This window comes from Thermosipho sp. 1070, from assembly GCF_001682135.1.
In the GTDB taxonomy this organism is placed as follows: domain Bacteria; phylum Thermotogota; class Thermotogae; order Thermotogales; family Fervidobacteriaceae; genus Thermosipho; species Thermosipho affectus.
This window is the reverse complement of sequence record NZ_CP007121.1, coordinates 274072-292651: the sequence shown is the minus strand read 5'-3', so window position 1 is coordinate 292651 and position 18580 is coordinate 274072. Positions and strand designations below refer to the sequence as shown.

Annotated in this window: 18 protein-coding genes, 1 tRNA gene and 1 riboswitch; of the genes, 14 read left to right on the top strand and 5 right to left on the bottom strand. The window is 31.9% G+C overall.

Annotated features, from left to right (window positions below; translation table 11 throughout):
• Nucleotides 1-80: 80 nt before the first annotated feature.
• Genes Y592_RS01445 through Y592_RS01430 form a run of 4 tightly spaced genes read right to left on the bottom strand, consistent with a single transcriptional unit; the run spans nt 81 to nt 4873 of the window.
• Complete coding sequence (locus Y592_RS01445) at nt 81-1388, bottom strand: TldD/PmbA family protein (RefSeq protein ID WP_077287127.1); 1308 nt, start codon at nt 1386-1388, stop codon at nt 81-83.
• The gene (locus Y592_RS01440) at nt 1385-2773 is read right to left on the bottom strand and encodes a TldD/PmbA family protein (protein ID WP_075665298.1); all 1389 of its coding nucleotides are present in this window, start codon (nt 2771-2773) and stop codon (nt 1385-1387) included. Before Y592_RS01440 ends, Y592_RS01445 begins: the two co-directional genes overlap by 4 nt.
• Nucleotides 2774-2777: 4 nt before the next feature.
• Nucleotides 2778-4496: a phosphoenolpyruvate carboxykinase (ATP) gene (locus Y592_RS01435; protein ID WP_075665297.1), complete on the bottom strand. Its 1719-nt coding sequence runs from the start codon at nt 4494-4496 to the stop codon at nt 2778-2780.
• Nucleotides 4493-4873, bottom strand: a complete 381-nt coding sequence (locus Y592_RS01430; protein ID WP_075665296.1) for a Mini-ribonuclease 3 — start codon at nt 4871-4873, stop codon at nt 4493-4495. The genes Y592_RS01435 and Y592_RS01430 overlap by 4 nt, the downstream gene beginning before the upstream one ends.
• A 67-nt stretch (nt 4874-4940) precedes the next feature.
• On the opposite strand from Y592_RS01430, the gene Y592_RS01425 reads away from it, so the two are divergent.
• The 4 genes from Y592_RS01425 (at nt 4941) to groL (ending at nt 7816) form a co-directional block, all read left to right on the top strand.
• Nucleotides 4941-5594: a 4Fe-4S binding protein gene (locus Y592_RS01425; RefSeq protein WP_216635296.1), complete on the top strand. Its 654-nt coding sequence runs from the start codon at nt 4941-4943 to the stop codon at nt 5592-5594.
• Nucleotides 5595-5626: 32 nt separating this feature from the next.
• Nucleotides 5627-5702 (top strand) — tRNA-Ala (locus Y592_RS01420).
• 205 nt (nt 5703-5907) lie between these two features.
• Entirely contained in the window at nt 5908-6180 is a 273-nt protein-coding gene (gene groES / locus Y592_RS01415; protein WP_075665295.1) for a co-chaperone GroES, read from the top strand.
• Nucleotides 6181-6196: 16 nt separating this feature from the next.
• On the top strand, nt 6197-7816 hold the full coding sequence (groL, locus tag Y592_RS01410) for a chaperonin GroEL (RefSeq protein ID WP_075665294.1): 1620 nt from the start codon (nt 6197-6199) through the stop codon (nt 7814-7816).
• A gap of 211 nt (nt 7817-8027) precedes the next feature.
• Here groL and Y592_RS01405 read toward each other — a convergent pair whose 3' ends face one another.
• Nucleotides 8028-8276, bottom strand: coding sequence for a hypothetical protein (locus tag Y592_RS01405; protein WP_075665293.1), 249 nt, complete (start codon nt 8274-8276; stop codon nt 8028-8030).
• Nucleotides 8277-8427: 151 nt separating this feature from the next.
• On the opposite strand from Y592_RS01405, the gene sufC reads away from it, so the two are divergent.
• The 10 genes from sufC to ribH all read left to right on the top strand — a co-directional run bounded on the left by sufC (nt 8428) and on the right by ribH (nt 18403).
• Complete coding sequence (gene sufC, locus Y592_RS01400) at nt 8428-9171, top strand: Fe-S cluster assembly ATPase SufC (protein ID WP_088368834.1); 744 nt, start codon at nt 8428-8430, stop codon at nt 9169-9171.
• Nucleotides 9172-9184: 13 nt separating this feature from the next.
• On the top strand, nt 9185-10567 hold the full coding sequence (gene sufB / locus Y592_RS01395; RefSeq protein ID WP_369799921.1) for a Fe-S cluster assembly protein SufB: 1383 nt from the start codon (nt 9185-9187) through the stop codon (nt 10565-10567).
• Nucleotides 10568-10577: 10 nt separating this feature from the next.
• The gene (locus Y592_RS01390) at nt 10578-11696 is read left to right on the top strand and encodes a SufD family Fe-S cluster assembly protein (RefSeq protein ID WP_075665291.1); all 1119 of its coding nucleotides are present in this window, start codon (nt 10578-10580) and stop codon (nt 11694-11696) included.
• Nucleotides 11671-12912, top strand: coding sequence for a SufS family cysteine desulfurase (locus Y592_RS01385; RefSeq protein WP_075665290.1), 1242 nt, complete (start codon nt 11671-11673; stop codon nt 12910-12912). The genes Y592_RS01390 and Y592_RS01385 overlap by 26 nt, the downstream gene beginning before the upstream one ends.
• The gene (gene sufU, locus Y592_RS01380; RefSeq protein ID WP_075665289.1) at nt 12902-13309 is read left to right on the top strand and encodes a Fe-S cluster assembly sulfur transfer protein SufU; all 408 of its coding nucleotides are present in this window, start codon (nt 12902-12904) and stop codon (nt 13307-13309) included. Before Y592_RS01385 ends, sufU begins: the two co-directional genes overlap by 11 nt.
• 107 nt (nt 13310-13416) lie before the next feature.
• Nucleotides 13417-15096, top strand: a complete 1680-nt coding sequence (locus tag Y592_RS01375; RefSeq protein WP_075665288.1) for a methyl-accepting chemotaxis protein — start codon at nt 13417-13419, stop codon at nt 15094-15096.
• A gap of 22 nt (nt 15097-15118) precedes the next feature.
• A riboswitch (FMN riboswitch) is annotated at nt 15119-15237 on the top strand.
• Between the two features lie 47 nt (nt 15238-15284).
• Complete coding sequence (gene ribD / locus Y592_RS01370; RefSeq protein WP_077287133.1) at nt 15285-16298, top strand: bifunctional diaminohydroxyphosphoribosylaminopyrimidine deaminase/5-amino-6-(5-phosphoribosylamino)uracil reductase RibD; 1014 nt, start codon at nt 15285-15287, stop codon at nt 16296-16298.
• Entirely contained in the window at nt 16291-16839 is a 549-nt protein-coding gene (locus Y592_RS01365; protein WP_075665287.1) for a riboflavin synthase, read from the top strand. The genes ribD and Y592_RS01365 overlap by 8 nt, the downstream gene beginning before the upstream one ends.
• Nucleotides 16836-17957: a bifunctional 3,4-dihydroxy-2-butanone-4-phosphate synthase/GTP cyclohydrolase II gene (locus Y592_RS01360; RefSeq protein WP_077287121.1), complete on the top strand. Its 1122-nt coding sequence runs from the start codon at nt 16836-16838 to the stop codon at nt 17955-17957. The genes Y592_RS01365 and Y592_RS01360 overlap by 4 nt, the downstream gene beginning before the upstream one ends.
• Nucleotides 17954-18403, top strand: a complete 450-nt coding sequence (gene ribH / locus Y592_RS01355; RefSeq protein ID WP_075665285.1) for a 6,7-dimethyl-8-ribityllumazine synthase — start codon at nt 17954-17956, stop codon at nt 18401-18403. The genes Y592_RS01360 and ribH overlap by 4 nt, the downstream gene beginning before the upstream one ends.
• Nucleotides 18404-18580: the final 177 nt, after the last annotated feature.

Sequence of the window (18580 nt, the reverse complement as noted above, 5' to 3'; positions counted from 1 at the left end):
CCCTTGTATTTGCTATATTTATTTTAATCTAAAACTTAAATTTTGTAAATAAAAAAAAGTCCACGACTTTGTCGTGGACCTTATTCTCCTGCAATATCGAGTTCACTAATTAAGATACTGGGGGTTATTACACCACCGAAATCTTTAGAATCGTTTCCCACATCTTCAATTTTATTTAGTAAATCTATGAAGTTACCAGATATAGTGATTTGTTCAACTGCATGTACAATTTCTCCGTTTTCAACTTTGTATCCTCTTGCACCTAATGAGAAATTTCCGGATACGGGATTTGCACCTGAATGCATACCATCAATGCTGATTATTATAATGCCGTTATCTAGTTTGTTTACAAGTTCATTAAATGAATAATTACCACTTTCTATTACCAAATTTATTGGTTCAATTGATCCATTTAAACTATTTCCAGTAGATTCAACGTTATCCTTTTTTGCAGTTTTTAAATCGTATAGGTAGCTTTTTAAAACACCATTTTCAATTATAACTGTTTCTTTTGTTGGAACACCTTCATCATCAAATGGTCTGTTATTTATACTTCCTTCAACATATGGCAGATCTTTAATGTTTAAAATAGTGTTTCCAATCTTTTCATTTATTTTTCCCTTTAATGGAGATATATTTTTTTGGACATTTTCGGCGGAAATCATACTCTTTAAAAGTCCTAAAAGCTCTTCAAATGCGGTATTTCTGATTATTACTCTATATTTGCCAGATTTTACAGGTTTTGCCCCTAAAAGGCTTAAAGCTTCTTTACAAGCTTTTTTACCAATTTGTTCTGGAGATAAATCTTCAAATCTTTTACCTATTTCAAACCAAAATCCAGAATGTGTGTTATCATCTTTTGATATTGATATAGCATATGAAAATCCACCATCCATTGTGGATGAAATATCTAATCCAAGAGTATTTGAAATTGACTTTGAAATTTTTAAATTTTGAAATACGGCATTTGGTACTGTTACAATTCTTTCATCACATTTTGCGCTGTTGTAAAGTTTTTTTACAAAGTCAAGTTTTTCCTTAACAGGAGTTTTTTCGAAATTTCCATCATAAGTTTTCATTTCAAGGTATTTTCCTTTTCCATCGTAAAAGAAATTTTCATCTTCTGTATCTGTTATTTTCCAATTAGAAAGTGCTTCGTTGAATAGAGCTTCTGGATCGTCAAATCTTTCGGAAAAGCTCTTTCCTATCTTTCCATCTTTTAGTATTTTTATAGTTACTCTAGAATTTGATGCATCTTTATACTGATCAATATCATCGTTTGCATATGAAACCATAAATTCCATTTTTTCAGAAAATTCCACTTGTGCTTCGAAACCATTTTTCTTTGCAAGCGCAAAAAGTTTATCTTTAAATTCTTTTAAATTCATTTATTTCGCCCCCCGACAAGTATTTCTGAAACTCTGATTGTAGGTTGTCCCACATCTGCGGGTACAGCGCCGGATATTGAACCACAAACCCCTTGACCTCTTGCTATATCGTTACCTACCATATCTATTTTTTGTATAATTTCATAGCCTTTTCCAATAAGGGTTGCACCTTTCACAGGTTTTGTAATTTTTCCATTTTCTATCAAATAGGCCTCCATTACAGCAAAGTTGAACTCACCTGTACCAGGCATTACAGAGCCTCCTCCCATTGTTTTCGCATAAAGTCCATACTCGGTAGCAGCTATAATCTCTTCGGGATAGTATTTTCCAGGGAGTATAAATGTGTTGCTCATTCTTGAAGTAGGTGCAAATGTATAGTCTTGTCTTCTAGCACTACCGGTACTTTCCATATTCATTCTTCTTGCTCCAAGTTTATCTATTAGATATCCAACAAGTATACCTTTATCGATTAAAAGATTTCTTCTTGTTGCTGTTCCCTCATCATCCACATTTGCAGAACCCCATCCATTTGGAATTGTTGCATCATCAACTGCAGATACACATTCTGCCGCAACTTTTTGTCCTAACTTTCCAGCAAATACTGAAGCACCTTTTGCTACAGAAGTTGCTTCAAGTGCATGTCCTACCGCTTCGTGGAAGATAACTCCACCGAATTCATTTGAGATAACTACAGGCATTTTCCCAGCTGGTGCGGGTTCGGCATCTACCATTCTAACGGCTATTCTTGCCGCTCTTTTTGCGGCTTCTTCTACATCGATAGTATTAAAAAATTCAAATCCCATACCAGCCCCTGGTCCATAGAATCCACGCTCCATATTTCCATTATGTTCTGCGACGGTGTTTATCATTAACCTTGTTTTTATTCTTCTATCTTCTGCCCAGGTACCTTCTGAATTTGCAACTAAAATTTCTTGATCATACTCCCAGTACCAAACAAGTACTTGCTTTATTAAATTCGAGAAATTTTTGGCTGCATGGTATGCCGTTTTCATTATTTTAGCCTTTTCTGTTTTATCAATTTCCATTGGATAAAAATGTATTAGATGTCTGTTTTTTATTTTTTTGTCATCAAAGTCCAACTTTAAGTTGGAAACTTTTGTTTCGGAAAGTGCCTCTCCAACTCTTTTGGCTACAGATAAAAGATTGTCCCTTTCAAAGATGTTTGTGTATGCGTATATAGCTTTATTTCCCAAAAACCCCCGTATACCTATTCCCGAAATGTTATTTGTATTTGCTTTTTGAATAAAACCATCTGCAAGTTCTATTCTGTTTTCGTATTTGTTTTCAATAAATACTTCTGCAAAGTCACCGCCGTATTTTAAAACTGTGCCTATAATGTCTTTTATCAGATCTTTACTTAACACTATTTCACCCCTTCTTTTCAATTAATTTTAGTAATGCTTTTGCAGCAAGGATAGTACCTTTCTTTTCATATCCTTTTATCCCAAGCATCGTCCTTATTTCACCTACTTTCACCTCCGTTTCAAATAGTTTTTTAAAGAATTTCTCAGCTATCTTTTCATGTTTTTCCCGCATCTGAATTGCACCAAATGGATTTGAAAAATAAGAAGTGGTGATTCCAATTTCAGCGGTTGTGCCTTTTGCCATCCTTTTCCCTTCAGAAAAGACTTTTAGTGCTTCTTCATACGAGTCAAAAAATTTTATTCTTTCCTCGTTATTTTTAACTTCTGTGTAGTTGTTAGCATAAAACAAGAAATCGATTTTTGTTGGTGTAACTATTTCTTTGTAATTGTTAAAAGGAACAATGACTCTTGCATTTATTTTATCTGGATTCATAAATATACTTCTGTCCATAGTGTGGTATGCATAACCTGGTGGAAGGTCATCAAGTCTTACAAATGCTCCTGTTTCAGTTCCATATGCCACGACTTTGTTGTTTTCTATACTTAGACTTCCCATATCATCGATGATAATATTTACATCTGCTACTTCATCTAACCTATTTAGTGCTTCTAAAGTTTCACTCTTTCCTGCTCCACTGTCTCCTAAGAACATTGCAACAGCACTTTTCCCGGATTTCAGGGTAATTTTTGCCATGGAACCATGTATTGGAAGTTTTCCATTGTCTATCATAATGAGGTTGTGAACAGTAAGTGTTGTTTTTTTCATATATCCAAAATAATCGTTTTCATCTAAATTTGGGATAACTCCAACGTATAGATTTTTTTCTTTGAAGACTACAGCATTTTTCCATTCGTCTGTGTAATCTGGTATTTTGTCTGGTGAAATTCCAAAAATAATTATGCCATCGGGTTTTCTGTTTTTGATATCTTTCGGGGAGGCAATTTCAAATAGATTTGCCAATCCTGCACCGTGAGCAAGAAAATCTTTGTGAACAAAGTTAAAAAATAGTAGTTTTCCTACAAATATCGGTATTCTAAACCATTCATTGGAAGATAACTCAATTTTATCTATTATATTTTTTTCAACTACGGGTATAATTCCCTTTCTTTTGTTGGATTTCGTGTAGAATATTGCAGGTGGGTCAAAAATTGCTCCCCAAATTGTGGGAATTTTCTCCATCCAGTTCAAATTGAAGTTTTCACATTTGACATAGTCGTATAAAAACATTGCTTGAGCTCCACTTGGAAGTTGTCTCATAACTTTGGGAAATTCATTGGTTATATTGGATAATAATTGCCGGTATAAATTTTTAATAACAGCCTTAAATTGATCAGCGACCATTGTCATAGTATATTCTACGCTTGCCCTTCTGTTGTAATCATTTACATATTTTTCATTACGAATCATAAATCTGTGTTTTGAGCGCCAGAAAGTATAAAACGCTTCTATAAATTTTTCCAATTGTACGGGATTAGTGTAACTTAAAATATGGGATAATTCTTTTAAATTTCTCATAGTAAGAAGATTAAAGTATTCAGCTATTCTTTTTGTATCATACTCATCTCCAAATTTAAAAGGGGAAAGGGCTTGTAGTAGGGGACTATTTTTTTCGACGAGAATTTCAATGAATTCTTTTAAAAGTGCCTCGAATTTTTTATGTCCCATAATTTGACTGTAATTGGTGTAAATAACAGAACCATCGATAATGATTGAGCGGCTCATTCTAACACCTCCGAAAGTAATTTGTAAAGTCTTTCTTCATCTTTGAGATAAAGAAAGCCAATTAATACTTCAAAACCTGTGCTTTTACGATATGCGGGATCATTACCGTATTTTCCAGCACCTTTGCTATTAATCCCTCTTTTTACATAGGAAAATTCTTCGTCACTTAGGTTGGGAAGGATTTTGTCAAGGAGTATTGATTGATAATTTCTGTTTACTACAGATTGTGTATTTTTGTGTAGTTTTTTTACAGAGGTTTTTTTAAAATAGTGTAATTTAACATACAAATTAAACACTGCATCACCAATATACGCAAGTGTGTCTGTAGAAAGTTCGTTTGTGTTTACATTAGGTTTAATTCTTGAAAAGATATCCAAGTTTTCTCCCCCTTATTACTATTCTAACACAGAATTTTAGTATGGTATAATACTTGAGATGCAAAAAGTGCAATCAAAAATTAAGAAGGTGGTGTTTATAATAAGAAAATTTATGTATATTATGGAGATCGTATTTTTTGTTTTGTTTTTTTGGTTGTTGAAAAATAATATTTTACTAAAATGGATTTTTATATTTGGAATTAGTTTGTTTTTATCACTTTTCTTCGGAAGATTCTATTGTGGCTTTATATGCCCAATTAACACAATATTTAAGCCTATAAACTTTATTTATAAGAAATTGAATATAAAAAGATTCAAAGCGCCTAAGATCAATGTATTAAGGTATGTTATGCTTGTTGCTTTTATTATGTTATTTGTTGGAACAAGGCTTTTAAAAGTAAAATTAAACATTTTGTTGTACGTTATTGGATTTGCCACGCTTATTACCTTGTTTTTTGAAGAAGAATTTTGGCACAAAAAGTTGTGCCCGTACGGTACTTTACTAACTGTAGGTGGAAAGGTAGCACCTTTAAAATTAACAATAGATGAGAAAAAATGTGTAAGTTGTGGAATGTGTCAAAAGGTTTGTCCTACAAATACGATAATTACGTTGGAAAATAATAAAAGAAAAATTATTGCCAAGGAATGTTTAATGTGTTTTGAATGTGAAAAAGTTTGTCCGGTAAATGCTATTCATTTAAAAATTAAGCATATTGACTAAATGTTTAAAATATGATAAATTATACTTGGTTAGGGGCCGTAGCTCAATTGGGAGAGCGCTACCATGGCACGGTAGAGGCAGTGGGTTCGAATCCCATCGGCTCCACCAGAAGGGAGGCTAGATGCCTCCCTTCCTTTTTTTTTGTTATGTAAAAGTGAGAAATACAAAGAAATATGTACTTATTTAAAAATAATATTTGTTAATTTCTTATATTTGTCCAAAATAAAGCTTAACATTTTCGATATTTTTGGTAAACTAAAATTAGCAGTCAACGCTTAAGAGTGACAATAAAATTTTGAAAGGGGGTAAGGATATGAAAGTTAAACCACTTGGTTCAAGACTTTTGATAAAGCCAATTCAAGAGGAGAAAAGAACAGAAGGAGGAATTGTACTTCCTGACACAGCTAAGGAAAAACCCATGAAAGCAGAGGTTGTTGCTGTGGGTAATTTGGAAGATTCGGATGTTGATATTGTAGTTGGTGATAAGGTAATCTTTTCTAAGTATTCCGGAACAGAAATAAAAATTGAGGACGAAGAGTACATTATCATCGATGTTGAAGATATTTTAGCAAAAATAGAAGACTAATGAGGAGGTGACACGAATGGCAAAAATGTTAAGATTTAGTGAAGAAGCAAGAAGAGCTCTTGAAAGAGGTGTTGATGCTGTTGCAGATGCAGTAAAAATTACATTAGGTCCAAAAGGAAGAAACGTAGTTATTGAAAAATCTTGGGGAAGTCCAACTATTACGAATGATGGTGTTTCAATAGCAAAAGAAATAGAACTTGAGGATAAATTTGAAAATCTTGGAGCACAACTTGTTAAAGAGGTTGCAAGTAAAACAAACGATGTAGCAGGTGACGGTACAACAACAGCTACTGTATTGGCTCAAGCAATGATTAAAGAGGGAATTAAAAATGTAACAGCTGGTGCAAATCCAATTCTTGTGAAAAGGGGTATTGATAAAGCGGTTACAGCAGCAGTTGAAGAAATTAAAAAGATTTCAAAGAGCTTGTCTAGTTCTAATGATATAGCACATGTTGCATCCATTAGTGCAAATAGTGAAGAAATTGGAAAATTGATTGCAGAGGCAATGGAAAAAGTGGGAGAAGATGGAGTAATTACAGTTGAAGATAGCAAATCAATTGAAACATTTGTTGAGTTTACAGAAGGTATGCAATTTGATAGAGGTTACGTCTCTCCATATTTTGTTACAGACCCTGAGAAGATGGAAGTTGTTTACAATGAACCATTTATTCTCATTACGGACAGGAAACTTTCCAATATTAAGCCATTGATTCCAATCCTTGAAAAGGTTGCTCAAACTGGTAAACCATTAGTAATTATTGCTGAAGATGTTGAAGGAGAAGCATTAACAACATTGGTCTTAAACAAACTTAAAGGCACATTGAATACAGTAGCTGTAAAAGCACCTGGATTTGGTGACAGAAGGAAGGCAATGCTTCAAGATATTGCAATTCTTACCGGTGGTATTGTTGCAAGTGAAGAAGTTGGAATTAACCTTGAAGATCTCACATTAAATGATCTTGGTAGAGCAGACGTAGTAAGGGTTAAGAAAGATGAAACTATAATAGTTGGTGGACATGGTGATCAAGAAGAAATTAAGAAAAGAATTGCTCAAATAAAGGCACAAATTGAACAAACAACTTCAGAATATGAAAAGGAAACATTACAAGAAAGAATGGCAAAGCTCGCTGGTGGAGTAGCAGTAATCAAGGTAGGAGCTGCAACAGAAACAGAATTAAAAGAAAAGAAACACAGAATAGAAGACGCATTAAGTGCAACAAGAGCTGCTGTTGAAGAAGGTATAGTTCCTGGTGGAGGAATTACCTTATTAAGAGCAAGAAAACCAGTTGAAAAAGTAGTAGATGAACTTGATGGAGACGAAAAGATAGGTGCAAAAATAGTATATGAAGCATTAGTTGCTCCTATTAAACAGATTGCAAAGAATGCAGGTTACGATGGTGCAATCATCATTCACAAAGTTCTTGAAAATGATGATCCAGCATATGGATTTGACGCATTACATGGCGAATACTGTGATATGTTTGAACGCGGAATTATAGATCCTGCAAAAGTTACAAGAAGTGCATTGCAAAACGCAGCATCTATAGCAGGTATGCTCTTGACAACAGAAGTATTGGTAGTTGAAAAACCAGAACCAAAAAATAACCCACCAGTACCAGAAATGCCAGAATATTAATAAGAATTTTGAAAATTAAGAAATTATTGATTTTTCAAATAAAATGGCTTCGGTATTTTGCCGAAGCCATTTTTTTATTTCTTCAAATAAAAGGTGAGAATAAAGATGTTTAAAAAATTTTTCAACAATTACTTGGAGACTTTTATTTGTACTAAACTTCAAGATGTTATTGTAAAAGGAATAAAAAAAGTTAGATGTGAAGTTGTTTTAATTAATAGACTTTTTTAATACGTATGAAAGGTTCTAAATTCATAACTGACAAATTGTATGATGTTATATGAATTGATTCAAAATATTTACTAAGGACAAAATTTGTTTTTTTAACTACAGCTGTTAATTTTTCGTCATAACTTTGAATTAAGGATTTACTCACAGTTTTATTTGTTATAAGTGTTAATACTAAAAAACTTCCTAGAACTAATGTTGTTATTAATATAAGAATTTTTCCGGTTAGTTTCATGCGGATTCCCTCCTTGCTTTAAGTTTTATGGAATGTAAAAAATTTTTAAATAATTTAGGTGTTTTTGATGTTTCTTTATTTTTTTGTTGACCTAAAAAAATTAATATGTTATACTTTAATTAGGAAAGACTAATTAAGGAGGTATATACTTATGAAAAAAATATTAGAGGTTAAAAATTTACACGTATCTGTTAGAGATGAAGATGTAAAGATATTAAATGGTGTAAATCTTGAGATTTCTACTGGAGAGTTACACGCTATAATGGGGCCAAACGGTTCGGGAAAGTCTACACTTGCAAATGTTATTATGGGAAATCCAAAATATAAAGTAGATAAAGGAGATATACTCTTTGATGGTGAAAGTATTAAAGATCTTACAACAGATGAACGTGCTAAAAAGGGTATTTTTATGACTTTTCAAAACCCATATGAAATTGATGGGGTAAAATTTAACAATTTCCTTTTAACAGCTTATAGAAAAATTCACGGTGATAGCGAGTCATACAAAGTTTTAAATGAAAGAATACAATCTATTTTAAGCGAGCTTGTGGTATCTGATAATTTTTTAAATAGGTTTTTGAATGTGGGATTTTCTGGTGGTGAAAAGAAAAAGGGAGAGATTTTACAGGCAAGATTTTTAAAACCAAGGCTTTTAATCTTAGATGAAATTGATTCTGGACTTGATGTGGATGCATTAAGGATAGTTGCTTCTCAAATAAATAAAATTAGAAAAATGGGGACAAGTGTATTAATCATTACACATTACAAGAGAATTTTAAATTATTTAGATGTAGATAGGGTGCACGTATACACAAATGGACAGATAGTGAGAAGTGGAAACTTTTCTTTGGCAGACGAGATTGAGAAAAAAGGTTATACAACAATAGTGGGGTGAAATTATGTTTGATATGAAGAGTAATGAAGAAAAGTTTAACTATATTGCCGAGATTGAACCAGAATATGTAAGTTTACCCGGATTAACTTCTGAGATAATTGAGGAAATTTCAGATATTAAGGAAGAACCAAAATGGATGAGAGAACATAGATTAAGGTCGTTGGAGATTTTTCAAAAATGGCATAATCCTAGGTTTGGTGTGGATATTTCAAGACTTGATTTGAATAAGATAATTCCTTATATAAAACCTAAAGCTTCTAAAAATACAACTTGGGATGAAGTTCCAGAAGAAATTAAAAAGGCATTTGATAAGTTGGGTATTCCAGAAGCTGAAAGAAAATATTTTGCTGGTGTGGGAGCCCAATTTGATTCTGAAATAGTGTATCAGAATATAAAGAAAGAGTTGGAAGGTTTGGGTATTATTTTTCTCGATATGGAAAGTGCTGTAAAAAAGTATCCTGATCTTGTAAAAGAATATTTTATGAAACTAGTCCCAGCACATGATCATAAATTTGCGGCATTGCACGGTGCTATTTGGAGTGGTGGAACATTTTTGTATGTTCCAAAAGGAGTAAAAGTACCTATGCCTCTTCAGGCATATTTTCTCATGAGTAATCCAGGGATGAGCCAGCTTGAGCATACAATAATTGTTGCAGATGAAGGTTCTGAAGTTACCTTTATAGAAGGTTGTTCTGCACCAAGATATAACGTAATTAATTTGCATACGGGTATGGTGGAAATTTATGTAAAAAAACATGCAAAGGTTAAGTATATGACAATACAAAATTGGAGTAAAAATACTTATAACTTAAATACAAAACGCTCAATTGTAGAAGAAGATGGAGTTATGTCTTGGGTTTCTGGATCTTTAGGTAGTATGAAGACAATGCTATATCCTATGACTATTTTAAAAGGAAAAGGTGCAAAAGCAGAAAGTTTAGGTATTACCTATGCAGGCCCAGGGCAACACATGGATACTGGTTCGAAAGTAGTTCACCTTGCACCGTATACAAGCTCTACCATTGATGCAAGAAGTATTAGCGTAGGTGGTGGCTGGGCGTTTTATAGAGGTCTTTTAAGGGTTGCAAAAGATGCAAGGAAGAGTAAGTCACACGTACAATGTACAGCTCTGATGCTTGATAATAATTCAAAGAGTGATACAGTTCCGATTATTGAGGTTTACAACAATGATGCGGATATAGGGCATGAAGCAAGGATAGGTAGAATAAAAGATGAACAAATTTTTTATCTAATGTCTAGGGGATTAAGTGAAACAGAGGCAAAGAGCATGATAGTCAAGGGATTTATTGAACCTATTGTAAGTAGTTTGCCATTTGAGTATGCAGTCGAGTTAAATAGGTTAATAGAAATGGAAATAGAATCATCTATAGGGTGAGGTGTTATATATGGAAAAAACATTAGAATTAATTTTAAAAGATGAAATTACCGTTGTATCAAAACCAGAGGAATTTTTCAACGAAGATTATAAAGATATATCCGCGGTATTGAAAAATATTGACAATGAATATTTGAGAAGGTATATAGAGAATAAATACAGAGAATATAAGAAAATTGGTTTTCCAAAATGGAGAAGGTTAAAACTCAATAGGGTAAATTTGCCAGAGTATAAGTACGTAGATTATTTTAAAGATGTGAATTTTGATATAAATGTAAGTGATTTTGAGGGAACACACAGAAAGTTTGTGCTTCTTTCAGATGTGTTTTCTTCAAAAGGAGATTATTTAACGGTAAATGACAAACTTGAATTGAAAAAGGAATATAATAATGAAATTACAAACGATGTTTATAATATAGATGGAAAATTTAGCCTTGTTAGAATAATTAATACGGATAAATTTTCTAACAACACGGCAAGGTTTATTGTAAATGATGGAGCAAGTCTTACTTTGTACAATATACATGTTACTCAAAAATTGTCTTTTAGTGTGGATAACATGTTTATTTGGACGGGAAATAATTCAAGTGTGGTTGTTAGGGACATATATATTGGTTCAGGAAAAGTTGCTGGATATTTAGGAATAAAGATGAATGGTGAAAAGGCAAATGTAGAAGTAAAACCTTACTTTTTGGGTAAAAATAATGCAATATTTGATTTGTTGTATCTTTTAAGATTTGTTGGTATGGAGAATAAAGGTTCTGTAAATGCTGAAGGAGCTTTAATGGATAATGCAAAAGTTGTCTTTCGTGGTATACTTGATTTGAAAAAAGGTGCCAAAAATAGTGAAGCAGAAGAATCTGAAAAGTGTATCCTTCTTTCAAAGAATTCAAAAATGGAGGCAATTCCAAGCTTGTTAGTAGACGAAAATGAAGTTACGGCTTCACATGCTGCAAGTTCTTCGCCGCTAGATGAAATGGCTGTTTTTTATTTAATGAGTAGGGGATTTAGCGAGAAAGAGGCGAAAAAGTATATTTTAAATGGTATCTTTGAAACACTTATAAATGAGTTATCTAATTTCAGTGTGGAGGGGCTGGTAAAAGATGCTCTCGAGGAGTATACGGGATGATTTTCCTGCTTTGGATAGAAAAATAAATGGAAATAAACTAATTTACTTTGATAGTGCTGCAAGCACTTTGAAACCAAAACTTGTTATTGAAAGGTTATCAAATTTTTATTTAAACAATTATGCAAATGTTCATAGAGCGGTACATACTTTAGCATCTGAGTCAACTCAGATGCTAGAGTATACGAGAGAAAAGCTTGCAAAGTTTCTTAACGCAAGAGAAGAGGAAATAATATTTACTTCTGGAACTACAATGTCTATAAATCTTGTTGTAGAAAGTTTTGTAAGATCAGGTATGTTAAGTAGTAGTGATAGTGTGTTGGTTACTCTGGTCGAACATCATGCAAATTTTGTGCCTTGGATTAGACTTTCAAAATTACACAACTTTCATGTAGATGTGGTCGCTCCAACGGGAAGATTTGGCGAGTTAAAGATTGAAGATTTTAATGTAAAAAAAGAACCAAAAATAATTGCTGTAACTTTCCAATCAAATGTCACAGGACAGGTTATAGATATAGAAAAAATTAGGGAAAAATTTCCAAATGCAATATTGTTGGTAGATGGTGCTCAGTACATTCCTCACAAAAAAATAGATGTTAAAAAGTTAGGTATAGATTTTTTGGCCTTTTCAGCCCATAAAATGTTGGGACCAAGTGGTGTTGGGGTTTTGTGGGGAAAAAAGGGATTTTTAGAAAAGATGGAACCATTTTTATACGGTGGTGAAATGATTGATAAAGTGGGATTAGATAATGTAACGTTTAATGTGCTTCCATACAAATTTGAAGCGGGAACTCCAAATATTGGGGGAATTGCTGGATTATTATTTGCTTTGGAGTATTTAGAAGGTGTTGGTTTTGAGAATTTAGAAGAGCACATAAAAAAATTAACGCAATATGCAATTGAAAAGTTAAGTAAGATAAAAGATGTAGAATTATACGGACCATTAAATGAAAATCAGTTGGGAATTGTAAGCTTTAATATTAACGGTGTACATCCGCATGATGTTGCACATTTGTTAGATGAAAAATTTGGTATAGCAGTTAGAAGTGGCCACCATTGTGCACAACCACTTATGAAAATATTAAAGACTCAAAGTTGTTTAGATGTATTTCCAAATAGTACTTGTAGGGCAAGCTTTTATGCATACAACACTCTAGAAGAAATTGATATATTGGCGATGGCAATCAATAAGATAAAGGAGTGGTTTGATGTATTCTGAACTTATTATGGATTATTCTAAATTAAAAAAATACAAAGGAAAGCTTAAAGATGCCGATGTTGTAGAGGAAGGAAAAAATTTATCTTGTGGTGATGAAATAACACTTTATCTAAAGTTTGAAAATGGAAAGATTGTTGATGGAAAATTTGAAGGTATAGGTTGTGCAATAAGCCAGGCATCGGCAAATATAATGCTTGAAAGTGTAATTGGAAAAGATAAAGATGAAGCATTAGATATTTTGAAAAATGTCTATGCGATGGTAAAAGGTGAAGATTTTGAAAAAGAAAAATTGGGGATTGTAAAAGAACTTGAAGATATAAGAAACTATCCTATGAGAATAAAATGCTTTTTGCTTTCTTGGAAGACATTAGAACTTGCATTAAAAAAACAAGTGTAAAATATATTGTTACATTTCTGTGATTTTCTTTTTTATACAAAAGCAACTTAAGAATTTTTGTAAATTGTTAAAATAAAATAAAAAAATCTATCTAAGAGGGTGAAAAAATGGAAAGAAAAGTTGCAAATTTAACCCTTTTTATTTTGTTGGTGCTTGATTTTCCTTTTTTGATGTTTTCTTACTATGTTTTTTCTGGGCTTAGAAATTATCCTGTATCGATTTTTCTTACAGGTTATTTGATTTCACTTGTAATTTTTGGTTTTCCAACAGTATTCTTAGTTTACTGGAATGCTAAAAATGCAAAATTTAATATTCCCGTATTTTCATCTATTGTTTTGTTTTTAGTTAACTTTTTAGCAGCAACATTTGTTGGATTATTTGCAGAGAAGATTAGAGAGCTTCCTTCTGAGGCTTTAGCGTTAAGATTAAGTGGGGCAATAGCAATTAATGTTAATATTGTTGCTTTGTTTTTGTTGTTGTATTCAAGAGTTTTAAATTTTGAAGAAATTAAGGAAAATTTTGATAAATTTAAAATAGGTATTTCTACGAAAGTTTTAATTTCAGTTCTTTCTGTTTCACTGTGGATTGGACCTATTATGATTAGATATTTGTATTTTAAAGGAGTTCTCACAAGCCAAAATAGTTGGAGGGTTTCAACTATTAGTATTATCTTGAATATATTACTTGCCGTGTTTTTGTATGTTTTAAATAAAATTATTTTAAAGCCTGTTGATATTATAAAGGATGCTATGAGATATTATTCGAAAGGTAAACTTAATTACAGGTTTAATATCAATTCGAATGATGAGTTTAAAGATATATCATTGCAGTTGTCTAATATGATTAGAGGATTAAAAGAAATATTGGTTGATGTTAACAATGCTTCTGAAAAATCAAGTGAAGTTTCAGGGTCTGCAAGTGATGGATTTGAAAAATTGTTGGATTTTATTAAAAATACAGAGAAAAGTGCGAGGATACAAAAGGTTTCAGTTGAAAAGATAAGTGCGGCGGTTCAGGAAATTACCGCAAGTTTGGAGGAGTTAGCAAATCAAGCGACTGTATTGAATAGTACGGCTTCTGAAACATTGGAGATTAACAATAAGTTGGTAGAAAATTCTAAAATGGGTGTTGAAAGTTTAGATAAAGTAAAGAATATCAATGAAAGTGTTGTGAAAAGATATAAAATGTTAAACACAAAGATAGAAGATTTTCTTAACTTAACAAAAGATATAGAAAAGATAGTAATAACAATTAGAGAGATTGCAGAACAAACAAATTTACTTGCGCTAAATGCCGCCATTGAAGCAGCCCGTGCCGGGGAAGCAGGGAAGGGATTTGCCGTTGTTGCAGATGAAATTAGAAAATTAGCCGAAGAAACTAAAGAAGCAACAAATACTATTTCTGAAACAATTAAAAATTTAGATAAAAAAACAAATGGAATAAATGTAGAGACAGAAGAAATGAATAAGGAGTTTAATGTATCTCAAGAGAGTATGAAGCAACTTTCTAAGGTCTTTAATGATATTTTTGAGTCGTTTAACAAATTATCTTCCGTTGTAGATGTACTTGCAGCACATTCACAGGAACAAAATGCGTCAGTTGAAGAAATGAATAGTGCTGCAACTGAAATTTTAAAACAAACACAAGATGTGGAAAGAAAATCAGATGATGTGTACAATGTAGCAAATAAGAGTTTGGATATAGCAAAAGAACTTTTAGAAAGTATAAAAGTATTGTCCAATGAAGTATTAAGCTTAAGAGAACAAGTAAATAAATTTGAATTCTAAGTAATTTGTTGTATAATATATTTAGAGTCCTCGGGGCAGGGTGAGAGTCCCGACCGGCGGTGAAAGCCCGCGAGCCCGTTAAGGGTTGATCCGGTGAAATTCCGGAGCCGACGGTTAAAGTCCGGATGGGAGAGGACAATGCAATAGTATGCATTTACCTCTCCCTCCTAGTAAAGGAGGGATTTTTCTTGGAAGAATACATGAAGCTTGCCATTGAGCTTGCAAAGAAAGGTATTGGAAGAGTTTCACCAAATCCACTAGTAGGTGCGGTAATTGTAAAAAATGGGAAAGTTATAAGTACGGGTTATCATGAAAAATACGGAGGTTTTCATGCGGAAAGAAATGCCATTTTAAATGCGAAAGAGGGTCTTAGGAATAGTGAATTATACGTTAACCTTGAACCTTGTTCCCACCATGGAAAAACACCTCCATGTACTGATTTAATAATTTCTTCTGGAATTTCAAAGGTTTATATTTCCATCCTTGATCCAAATCCACTAGTTAATGGAAAAGGTGTAAAAAAATTGAGGGAAAACGGTATAGAAGTACATATTGGGCTTCTTAAAGATGAAGCAAGATATCTTAATAGGGTTTTTTTAAAGTATATTACTCAAAAAATTCCGTATGTTGCTTTAAAGGTAGCAATGACTTTAGATGGGTTTATAACAGATTCTTTGGGAAATTCAAAGTGGATTACAAAAGAAAATTTTGAAATTTCGCATTCTTTGAGAAATTTTTTCTCAAGTATTATGGTTGGGGCTAATACAGTATTAAAGGATAACCCTAGATTAACTTGTAGAAATGGAGGGAGAAACCCTGTAAGAGTTGTATTAGATAAAAATGGAATTACCTTTGGAAAAGAACTTAATATATATGATGAAACCGCAAGGACCATAGTTTTTTCGAAAAATTGTATAAATAAAATGGAATGTTACCCTGAAACAGATCCAGAAAGTATTTTAAAAAGGTTGTACAGTTTGGGAATTGATTCAGTTTTAATTGAAGGTGGAGCAGATGTTTTATCTCAATTTTTTGATTATGTGGATGAAATGCATCTATTTTATTCCACAAAATTTTTTGGAAATGGGCTTTCACCGTTTAAAGGTGTGAAAAAATTTGTTGATGAGAAAAGTGCTTTTAATATTAGAAAGGTTTTAAAATTAAACAATGAAATTTATTTGGAGGTAGTAAGAAATGTTTAGTGGAATTGTCGAATTTTGTACTGATAGATTTATATTTAAAGAAAGTGTTATTGAGATAGAATTACCATTTGAATGTAAGATTGGTGAAAGTGTAAGTGTTAATGGCGCTTGTTTGACTGTCAAAAAAAGTGTTGGAAATAAATATTATTTTGATATAGGAGACGAAACTAAAAAAGTTACAAATATTTCCTTTTCAAGATATTTAAATATTGAGCGCGCATTAAAAATTGGTGATAGGGTGAATGGTCATTTTGTGTTGGGACATGTTGATGGAATGATAAGATTTGTGAAAAGCATTAGGAAAAATTCAAGTATTTATATGTATTTTTCTCTTCCAAAAGAAAAGTATGCAATTGTAAGAAAGGGGTCAATAGCTTTAAATGGTGTAAGTTTAACTATTTCAAATGTAAGTTTAGATGTTTTTGAAGTACAAGTAATATACCATACTTTTGAAAATACAAATTTAAAATATTTAAGAGTTGGTGAGTTTGTAAACTATGAAATAGATATTTTTGCAAGATATGGGAGGGGAGAGAATTGAAACCATTCATATTAATTGATAGTGAAAGGGAATTAGAGGGGGATTTATTTATTCCAGCGCAAGTATGTGATGAGAAGGTAATAAATTTTTTCTTAAAAGAAGGTAGGGGATTACTTTGCCTTGCCACAGATGAAGAAAATTTATTAAGTAAAGGTTTTTTTAGACTACCAAATAATGGAGCAAAAACTAATTTTTTTATACCAGTTGATTATGGAAAAGGAACGGGTATTTCTGCTGTTGAGAGGTGTAGGACAATAAAAAAAGTAAGTGAGGGGGTTGATGTTTCACACTTTTTTTATCCCGGGCATGTGTTTTTACTTGGTGCAAAGGAAGAAAGATGGGGACACACTGAAGCTGCTACATTTTTATCAAAGAAATTGGGTTTTTCACCATATGGGGTAATAATAGAAATGCTTAATAATGATGGAAATTCACACGATTTTAAATATATTATGGCATTTTCAAAGAAGTACAATTTAGAAATTGTAGATATTAAAGATTTATACAAAGAATATAACAAAGAAGTATTCCAAATTGAAACTAAAGTAAAACTTCCCACAAAATTTGATGAAAATTTTGAAATTTATACTTTTAAAAACAATTATGATAAAAAAGAACACGTTGCAATTGTAAAAAGACCATTTTTTGATATTCCATTTGTTAGGATTCATTCTGAATGTGCAACAGGAGATATTTTTCATTCACTTAGGTGTGATTGTGGTGATCAACTTGAAAAATCTTTGAAGATAATTTCAAAAAATGGCGGAATTTTAATTTATTTAAGGCAAGAAGGAAGAGGTATAGGATTAAACAATAAAATTAAATCTTATGAATTACAAGATAGAGGTTTTGATACAGTTGATGCCAATTTAATTTTAGGTTTTAGAGAAGATGAAAGAGATTATTACATAGCATATTTAATTTTGGAAAAACTTGGTGTAAAGAGGATAAAGTTGCTTACTAATAACCCAAGAAAAGAGATTGAGTTGGAAAAATATGGTATTAAAGTTGAAACGGTTTCAATTTATGGGAATATAAATAAATACAATGAAAAATATTTGAAAACTAAGGTTAATAAAATGGGTCATAAAATAAAATTGAAAGGAGAGAAAGTATGATTGAAGGTAATTTTGAAAGATGTGAGGGATTAAAAATTGGTGTAGTTGTTTCAAGATTTAATTCACAAATCACCAAAATGTTATTGGAAGGTGCACTAGATTGTTTAAAAAGGCATGGAGTAAATAATATTGATATCATAAAGGTACCAGGTAGTATGGAAATAGGATTTGTGTTAAAAAAAATGATTAACAAGAATTATGATGCAATAATAGCTTTGGGGGCAATAATAAGGGGTGAAACGTATCATTTTGATGTTGTGGCAAATGAAATTTCAAAGGCAGTGATGCAATTAAACTTGGAAGGAAAAGTACCAATATCATTTGGTATAATAACTGCGGATACTTTAGAACAAGCAATAAATAGATCTGGGGCAAAACTGGGAAATAAAGGATTTGAGGCTGCTATGGTAGCATTAGAAATGGCAAAGTTAAATAAAGTTTTATAAATGAACATGACTTTTAGATGTGGTTGTTTTATCATATCTAATAAGAAAATTAAAGAAAGAATTTTAATTATAGAATCCAAGAATATTAAGTGTAAAAAACTTGAAAAAAGTAAGAAGTATTATATAATTATGTGGATGCATAGATGAAAACAAAACAATAACACAATAGCAAATAAT

What these genes read in the sequence shown, in the direction of transcription:
- Y592_RS01445 (WP_077287127.1), bottom strand. Translation starts at nt 1,388, where the DNA reads ATGAATTTAAAAGAATTTAAAGATAAACTTTTTGCGCTTGCAAAGAAA.
- Y592_RS01435 (WP_075665297.1), bottom strand. Translation starts at nt 4,496, where the DNA reads ATGAGCCGCTCAATCATTATCGATGGTTCTGTTATTTACACCAATTAC.
- groES (WP_075665295.1), top strand. Translation starts at nt 5,908, where the DNA reads ATGAAAGTTAAACCACTTGGTTCAAGACTTTTGATAAAGCCAATTCAA.
- groL (WP_075665294.1), top strand. Translation starts at nt 6,197, where the DNA reads ATGGCAAAAATGTTAAGATTTAGTGAAGAAGCAAGAAGAGCTCTTGAA.
- Y592_RS01405 (WP_075665293.1), bottom strand. Translation starts at nt 8,276, where the DNA reads ATGAAACTAACCGGAAAAATTCTTATATTAATAACAACATTAGTTCTA.
- sufC (WP_088368834.1), top strand. Translation starts at nt 8,428, where the DNA reads ATGAAAAAAATATTAGAGGTTAAAAATTTACACGTATCTGTTAGAGAT.
- sufB (WP_369799921.1), top strand. Translation starts at nt 9,185, where the DNA reads ATGAAGAGTAATGAAGAAAAGTTTAACTATATTGCCGAGATTGAACCA.
- Y592_RS01390 (WP_075665291.1), top strand. Translation starts at nt 10,578, where the DNA reads ATGGAAAAAACATTAGAATTAATTTTAAAAGATGAAATTACCGTTGTA.
- Y592_RS01385 (WP_075665290.1), top strand. Translation starts at nt 11,671, where the DNA reads ATGCTCTCGAGGAGTATACGGGATGATTTTCCTGCTTTGGATAGAAAA.
- sufU (WP_075665289.1), top strand. Translation starts at nt 12,902, where the DNA reads ATGTATTCTGAACTTATTATGGATTATTCTAAATTAAAAAAATACAAA.
- Y592_RS01375 (WP_075665288.1), top strand. Translation starts at nt 13,417, where the DNA reads ATGGAAAGAAAAGTTGCAAATTTAACCCTTTTTATTTTGTTGGTGCTT.
- Y592_RS01365 (WP_075665287.1), top strand. Translation starts at nt 16,291, where the DNA reads ATGTTTAGTGGAATTGTCGAATTTTGTACTGATAGATTTATATTTAAA.
- ribH (WP_075665285.1), top strand. Translation starts at nt 17,954, where the DNA reads ATGATTGAAGGTAATTTTGAAAGATGTGAGGGATTAAAAATTGGTGTA.